The sequence below is a fragment of the Variovorax boronicumulans genome (assembly GCF_040544675.1).
In the GTDB taxonomy this organism is placed as follows: Bacteria; Pseudomonadota; Gammaproteobacteria; order Burkholderiales; family Burkholderiaceae_C; genus Variovorax; species Variovorax boronicumulans_D.
In genome coordinates this window covers 1-7259 of the sequence record NZ_JBEPKK010000038.1, presented here as the reverse complement: position 1 = coordinate 7259, position 7259 = coordinate 1, and the positions used below count along the sequence as shown (strand labels likewise).

Here is a 7259-nt window from a genome sequence, read left to right as displayed (position 1 = left end):
CGGCACCACCACGCCACCGGCGCGCCGGACCTGCTCGGCCAATGCCGCCAGTGTGGGCGCGGTGAACAGGGCGCGCACCGGCAGCTCCCAGTCGAGCTGGCGCATGCGTTCGATCAGCGTGATGGCCAGCAGCGAGTGCCCGCCCAGTTCGAAGAAATTGTCGTGGCGACCGACGCGTGGCGCACCCAGCAGCTCGGTCCACATGGCGGCCAGCGCGGCCTCGATGGCACCCTGGGGTGCATCGGCGTCCGATGCCTCGCCGTCGGGCGTGCCCGCCTGGTCGTCGGCGGGCTCGGGCAGTGCGCGCAGATCGAGCTTGCCGTGAGCGCCGCGCGGCAGCGCCGGCAGCATCACATAGGCGGCCGGCAGCATGTGCTCCGGCAGCGTGGCGGCAAGCTGCTCACGCAGCGCCGCCGGCGTGGGCCGCGCGTCGTCGGGCACCGCCAGGTAGGCGACGAGGCGGGGCCCCGCGAGGTGGTCGCGGGCCAGAACCGCGGCCTCGCGCACGCCGGGTACGCGGGCGAGGGCGGCCTCGATCTCGCCGAGCTCGATGCGGTAGCCGCGCAGCTTGAGCTGGGTGTCGTTGCGGCCGATGAAATCGAGCATGCCGTCGCTGCGCCAGCGCGCAAGGTCACCGCTGCGATACATGCGCGCACCCGGCGTGCCAGCGGCCGCCGCGTGGGGGTCGGGCATGAAGCGTTCGGCCGTGAGCTCGGGCGCGTTGAGGTAGCCGTGGGCCACTTGCGGGCCGCCGATGAACAACTCGCCGACGCAGCCCGGCGGCACGAGCTGCCCGTGTTCGTCGAGCAGGTAGAGCCGGCTGCCGGCGCCGGGTGCCCCGACGTGCACTTGGTCGTCGCTCAGCGTGCCGAAGGTGATGCCGACCGTCGTTTCGGTCGGACCGTAGCTGTTGACCAGCCTGACCCCGGGCCGCGCCAGGCGATGCCACTGCGCCAGGCGTGCGGGCGAGGCGGCATCGCCGCCGATGATGAGCAGCCGCAGCGAGGGCGGTGGCGGTGCGCGCCGGAGTTCGAGCGTCTGCGCCCACTCGTGCCAGTAGCCCGTGGGCAGGTTCAATACGCTCAGCCGCTCGCGATCGGCGAAGTCGCACAGTTCGCTGACGGCCGGCAGGCGCTGCCACGGCATCAGTACCAAGGTGGCGCCGCCCAGCAGCGTCGGAAAGATTTCGTCGGCTGCGACGTCAAAGCCGATGGAATTGCACTGCAAGACACGATCGCCTGCGATCAGGCCGTAGGCGAGCAGCGCCGCGCCCGTGTAGGCCATCAGGTTGTCATGAGAAACCAGCACGCCCTTGGGTCGGCCCGTGGACCCGGAGGTGTAGATCACGTAGGCCGGTGCTGCCGCAAGGCCTTCGTGGTGGGGCTCGTCTTCTGGAGCACCGGCCCAGCGCCAGGAATCGGCGATGAGGTCGAGGCAGGGCAGCTCCGGCGCGATCCGCGCCGCCAGCGTGGCCGTGGCGGGGTCGGAGAGGATCATGCAAGCGGCGCTGTCCTGAATCATGTAGGCGAGCCGCTCGGCCGGGTAGGCAGGATCGAGCGGTACGTACGCAGCGCCCGCCTTCAGCACGCCCAGGAGCGATATGACCATCGGCACCCCGCGCTCGAGGCACAAGGCGACGCGTGCGCCGGCGCCGACGCCGCTGGCACGCAGGTGGTGCGCCAGGCGGTTCGCCCGCGCGTCGAGTTCGGCATAGCTCAGGCACTCGCCATCGCCGGTGAGCGCGGCGGCCTGCGGCGTGCGCAGGACCTGCGCCGCGAACAGGGCGTGGACCGAATTCGCCTCGGTGCGGCGCGCAGGCGTGCCGCCTCCGAGCGCAAGCAGGCTAGCGGACTCGCCGGCCGCCAGCAGCGGCAGCCTGGCCACCGTGGCACCGTCCCCGGCCACCATGCCCTGCAGCAGCGTGATGAAACGGCGCACGTGGCGCTCGATGGTGGCGCGGTCGAACAGGGCGGTGGCGTAGCTCAGCGTGCCGCCGATGCGGTCGCCGACCGCCCGCATGTCGAGCGCGAGTTCGAATTGGACGCTTGTCGCATCCAGCGGCACCATCTGCCATTGCAAGCCTGGCAACTCCAGCTCTGTCGAAGGAGCGTTCTGCCACACAAACCAAACCTGCAACAGCGGGTTGTACGCGAGGCTGCGCACCGGTTGCACGGCGTCGATGATCTGCTCGAAGGGCAAATCCTGGTGGTCCTGGGCCTCGAGCGTGAGCGTGCGCACGCGCTGCAGAAGCTCTTCCACCGACGGCGAGGCCGAGAGGTCGATGTGCAGCGCCAGCGTATTGACGAAGCAGCCGACAAGCGCTTCGAACTCCGGCCGGGTGCGGCCGGCCAGCGGCGTGCCGATGACCACGCTTTGCTGGGCCGACAGGCGTGACAACAGCGCTGCCCACGCCGCCAGCAACGTCATGAAAAGCGTGGCTCCGTGTCGCCGGGAGAGTTCGTGCAATGCAGCCGTAAGCTCGGCATCGAGTTCGAAGCCAATGCTGGAGCCGGCGAAGCTCTGCACCGGCGGGCGGGGCCGGTCGGTGGGCAACGTGAGCAGAGCCGGTGCGCCGGCGAGGTGCGCTTTCCAGTAGCTCAGCTGGCGTTCGAGGCGCTCGCCGGCGAGGTGGTGGCGCTGCCAGGCTGTGAAGTCCGCGTACTGCAGGCGCAGCGGAGGGAGCGGATCCTCTGCGCCGCGAGCGAATGCAGCGTAGAGCATGTTCAGCTCGTGCACGAGCAAGGCCATCGACCAACCGTCGGAGACGACGTGGTGCATTGCCACGAGCAGCACGTGCTCGTGGTCTGCACAGCGCAGCAGCAATCCGCGCGCAAGAGGGCCGGTGGCCATGTCGAACGGTTCGGCCGCAAAAGCGCTGGCGCGTTCGCGCACCGCCTGGGCGGTGTCGCCGCCCTCGGCCAGTGCTTCATGGCGCAGCGCAAAAGCCGCTGGTGAGTCGACGCATTGCGCCGGCACGCCATCGAGCAGCGTGATTCGCGTGCGCAGGATCTCGTGGCGCGCGACGATGCGGTCCAGCGCGGCCTGCAACGCCACCACATCGAGCGCGCCGTGCAGCCGCAGGGCTTCGACAAGCGCGTACGCGGCGTTGGCCTGCTGGTCAAGGCGTGCCAGGAACCACAGTCGCTGCTGCGCGAACCCGAGCGGCAACGGTGCGTTGCGTTCGGCCGGCTCAATGGCCGTCGGCTCGGCCGCTGCGTTGCCGAGTGCGGCCGCGAACGCGGCCAGTGTCGGGTAACGGAACAACTGGGCCACGGTGGCCTCGAGGCCCAGACGCGCATTCACCCGAGAGACCAACTGCACCGCGGCCAGTGAGTGGCCGCCGAGCTCGAAGAAGTCGTCGTCGCGTCCCACGTCCGGCTCGCCGAGCACCTCGGACCACAGCGCGGCGAGCGCCTGCTCGACGCCTTCACGCGGCCTCTCTCGCGGCGCACGCGCCAGAGCCGCAAGGTCGGGCACTGGCAGCCCCAGGCGGTCGATCTTGCCGGTGGCCGTCAGCGGCAGCGCCGCGAGCTGCACGAAAGCCGCCGGCACCATGTAGTCGGGCAGCCGCTGCACCAGCAGTGCACGCAGGTCTGCCGGTTGGGGGGCGTCCGCATCGGGGCGGGTGGTGTAGTAGGCCACCAGGCGCTTCTCGCCGGGGCCGTCCTGGCGGGCCACGACCACCACACGGTGTACGCCGGGGCACGCCTGCAGCGCGGCCTCGATCTCGCCGGGTTCGATGCGGAAGCCGCGCACCTTCGCCTGTTCGTCATTGCGGCCGGTGAACTCCAGGCGACCTTCGGGCAGCCAGCGGCCCGTGTCGCCGGTTCGGTACATGCGCGCGCCCGGCGCGCCGTGCGGATCGGGCACGAAGCGCTCGGCCGTGAGCTCGGTGCGCCCCAGGTAGCCCAATGCCAGGCCTTCGCCTGCGATGCAGATCTCGCCGATGACGCCGCGCGGCACCGGCTGGAGATGGTTGTCGAGCACGTGGATGCGGCTGTTGGCGATCGGACGGCCGATCGGCACGCGGCTGCCCGGCGCGGGCAGCTCGTCGATCGCCAGCGTCGTGACAAACTGCGTCGTTTCGGTCGGCCCGTAGGTCTGCAGCAGCGTTTCGGGCGGGTTGTGGCGCAGCACCGTGGCGATGGCTGCACCGTCGGCGACGTCGCCGCCGGTGATGAGCCAACGCAGCCGTGGGAAGGCGTGCGCCAGGGTCTCGGCGTAGGCCCTGAGCAGCCCGGCGACGAGAATCAGCGCCGTGATGCCCTGCGTGCGCGCGCACTGCGCCAGCGCCGCCGGCTCGAGCAAGGTGGCTTGCGGTACGACGACGATCCGGGCGCCCGCGAGCAACGTGCCCCAGACCTCCAGCGTGCTGGAGTCGAAAGACGGATTGGAGGCGAAGGCCACCACGTCGTCGGCCCTCAGTTGCACCGAGCGGTCATTGCGCGCGAAGTTGCAGACCCCGCGGTGCGAGACCATGACGCCCTTCGGTGCCCCCGTAGAGCCGGAGGTGTACATCACGTAGGCGGGGGCCAGGGGGTGGCCATCGGCACCGGCTTCGGCGGCGAACGCGGCGGCTGCAGCGGCCACGTCGGCAGGGACCTCCGCGCTGGCCGTCACTTCCAGGCAGGCCTGCGTCGCCCAAGCGGGGCGCTCGCCTTGTGCGTGCAACAGCACGGGTGCGCCGCTGTCGGCTGCCAACAGCGCGAGGCGCTGCGCCGGCAGCTCCGGGTCCAGCGGCACATACGCGGCACCGCTGTACAGCACGGCCAGCTCGGCGACGACGAGCGCGGCGCTGCGGGGCAGCAGCAGGACCACCAGGCGGCCTGGCCCGGCCCCGAGCCGGCGCAATTGCGCGGCCAGCGCGAGCGACTGCGCTTGCAGAGCCGAGTAGCTGAGCTCCGTTTGGCCGTCCACCACCGCCACCGCGTCGGGGGTCTGCGCAGCGCGCAGGTCGAACTGCCGATGAATCAGAGGCACCGCCGGCAGCGCCGCCTCGGTGCGGTTCCACTCGGCAATCTGCTGCCGTTCGACCATGCCTTGCAAAGGCACCCGGCGCACTGGCTGGCTTTCGTCCTCGGCGAGAGCCTGCAGCACGGCGCGCAGGTGCTCGATGTGGTTCTCGATCGTGGCGCGATCGAAGAGCGCCGTGGCGTAGGTGATGGAGCCGGCGAGGCGATCGCCGGCGGCGACGATCAGCAGCGAAATATCAAAGCGCGCGACCGGCACGCCACCGGACATTTGCTCAATGTGCAGCGGCCGTGACTCGTCCGGCGCGGGCGTCTCCGCCTCCTGCACCAGCGAGTACATCGCCTGGAACAGCGGTGAGTGCCCGAGCATGCGCGGTGGCTTCAGAAGTTCGACGACCTGCTCGAACGGCAGGTCCTGGTGTTGCTGCGCCTCGATGGCGGCGCGGCGCACCCGCAGCAGCAGATCAGAGCCGTTGCCGCCGACCCCGACACGCAGCACGAGCGTGTTGACGAAGAGCCCGATCAGCGACTCGAGCTCGGGACGCACGCGGCCAGCGACCGGCGTGCCGATCAACACCTCGCGCTGGCCGCTGCAGCGCGCGAGCACTGCCGCCCAGGCGGCAAGCACCGTCATGTACAGAGTGCAGCCATGGCGTTGGCCGAGGCGGCGCAGCGCCTGGGCCAGGTCTTGGTCGATCTGGAACGCGACGCAGTCGCCAGCGAAATCCTGCTGTGCCGGGCGAGGCCTGTCGGTCGGCAGATCCAGCACCAGGGGTGCCCCGGCGAGCGTACGCTGCCAGTAGGCCGCCTGCTCCTGCAGCCGCTCGCCGCTGAGCCAGCGGCGCTGCCAGGCGGCGTAGTCCGGGTACTGCAGCGGCAGCTGCGGCAGCGAGTCGGCGCGTCCGGTGAGGCAGGCTGCGTACAGCGCCTGCAAGTCTTGCGCGAGCACGTTGGCTGACCAGCCGTCATACACGATGTGGTGCAAGGTGAGGGCGAGTACGTGCTCGTTTTCGCCGAGGCGCAGCAGCCGCGCGCGCAGCAGCGGACCGCGTGCCAAGTCGAACGGCGTCATGGCTTCCGCGGCGAGCCGCTCGCGCAGCGCGGATGGGCCGTCGTGGCGGTCGCTCAGATCCTCGTAGGCAAGCGGCACACGGTGGGCAGCGTCGAGCAGCCGCAACTGGGGTGTGCCGTCGACTTCGACGAAGGTGCTGCGCAGCGACTCGTGACGCGTTGTCAGTGCCTGCAATGCGCTCTCCAGCACGGCGCGGTCCAGTCGGCCGCGCAGCCGCCAGGCATCGCTGACCAGGTAAGTCGGGCTCGGCCCGGAGAGTTGTTCCAGGAACCACAGCCGTTGCTGGGCGTACGACAGCGGCAACTCGGCCGGTCGTGGCGTGCCCGGCGTGGGCAGCGGTTCGTCGCTCGATTGCTTGCGAGAAAGCTTGGCCTGTTTGGCGAGTTGGAGCAGCTCACGGCGCTCGATTGCGGTCATTTGGTTCACGACAGAACTTGCCTCTCTGGATCAAGGGTGTCGACGCTCGAGCCCCGCGCAAGAATCGCGAGTTCATCGGCATCGTAGAGCGCCAGCTGCGCTTCGACGATGCGATCGGCGAGCTGTGCAAGGGTTGGTGAATTGAAGACGTCGCGGATGCCGAGATCGACATCCAGTTGGCGTCGGATCTGCGAGACCATTTGCACGACGAGCAGCGAATGGCCGCCTAGCGCGAAGAAGTCGTCGTGGCGGCCAAGACGTTGGATTTTCAGAAGCGCTTGCCAGATGTGCGCCAGCTCTTCTTCGATCTCGCCTTGCGGCGGCTCGAACTCGCGGGTGCCGTAGGCCGCATCGCCCGGCGCGGGCAGCGCACGGCGGTCCAGCTTGCCGTTGGGCGTGAGCGGCAGCGCCTCCAGTTGCACGTAGGCCGCCGGCACCATGTACTCGGGCAGCCGGCTGGCCAGGTGCTCGCGCAGGACCACTGCTTGTACGTCTTCTCCAGTGACGTAGGCCGCCAGCTGCTTGTCGGCACCCTCGCCGCGCGCCAGCACGACGGCCTCGCGCACCCCGGCACAGGCTGACAGGGCGGCCTCGATCTCGCCCAGCTCGATCCGGAACCCCCGCACCTTGACCTGGTGGTCGTTGCGCCCCAGGTACTCCAGCGTGCCGTCGCCATCGTGGCCGATGCGCCAGCGCGCCAGGTCACCGCTTCTGTACATGCGCGAGCCCGGCGCGCCGAACGGATCGGGCACGAAGCGCTCGGCGGTGAGATCGGGGCGGTTCAGGTAGCCGCGCGCCAG

At 70.2% G+C, this 7259-nt stretch carries 1 protein-coding gene and 1 pseudogene; both read right to left on the bottom strand.

From position 1 onward, the window contains the following. Nucleotides 1–6459, bottom strand: a 6459-nt coding sequence (locus ABIC90_RS27185) for an amino acid adenylation domain-containing protein (RefSeq protein WP_354359826.1), incomplete at its 3' end; no start/stop codon positions are given. Nucleotides 6460–6575: 116 nt separating this feature from the next. Then, nucleotides 6576–7259 (bottom strand): annotated as a pseudogene (locus tag ABIC90_RS27180) (phosphopantetheine-binding protein); the annotation flags it as partial.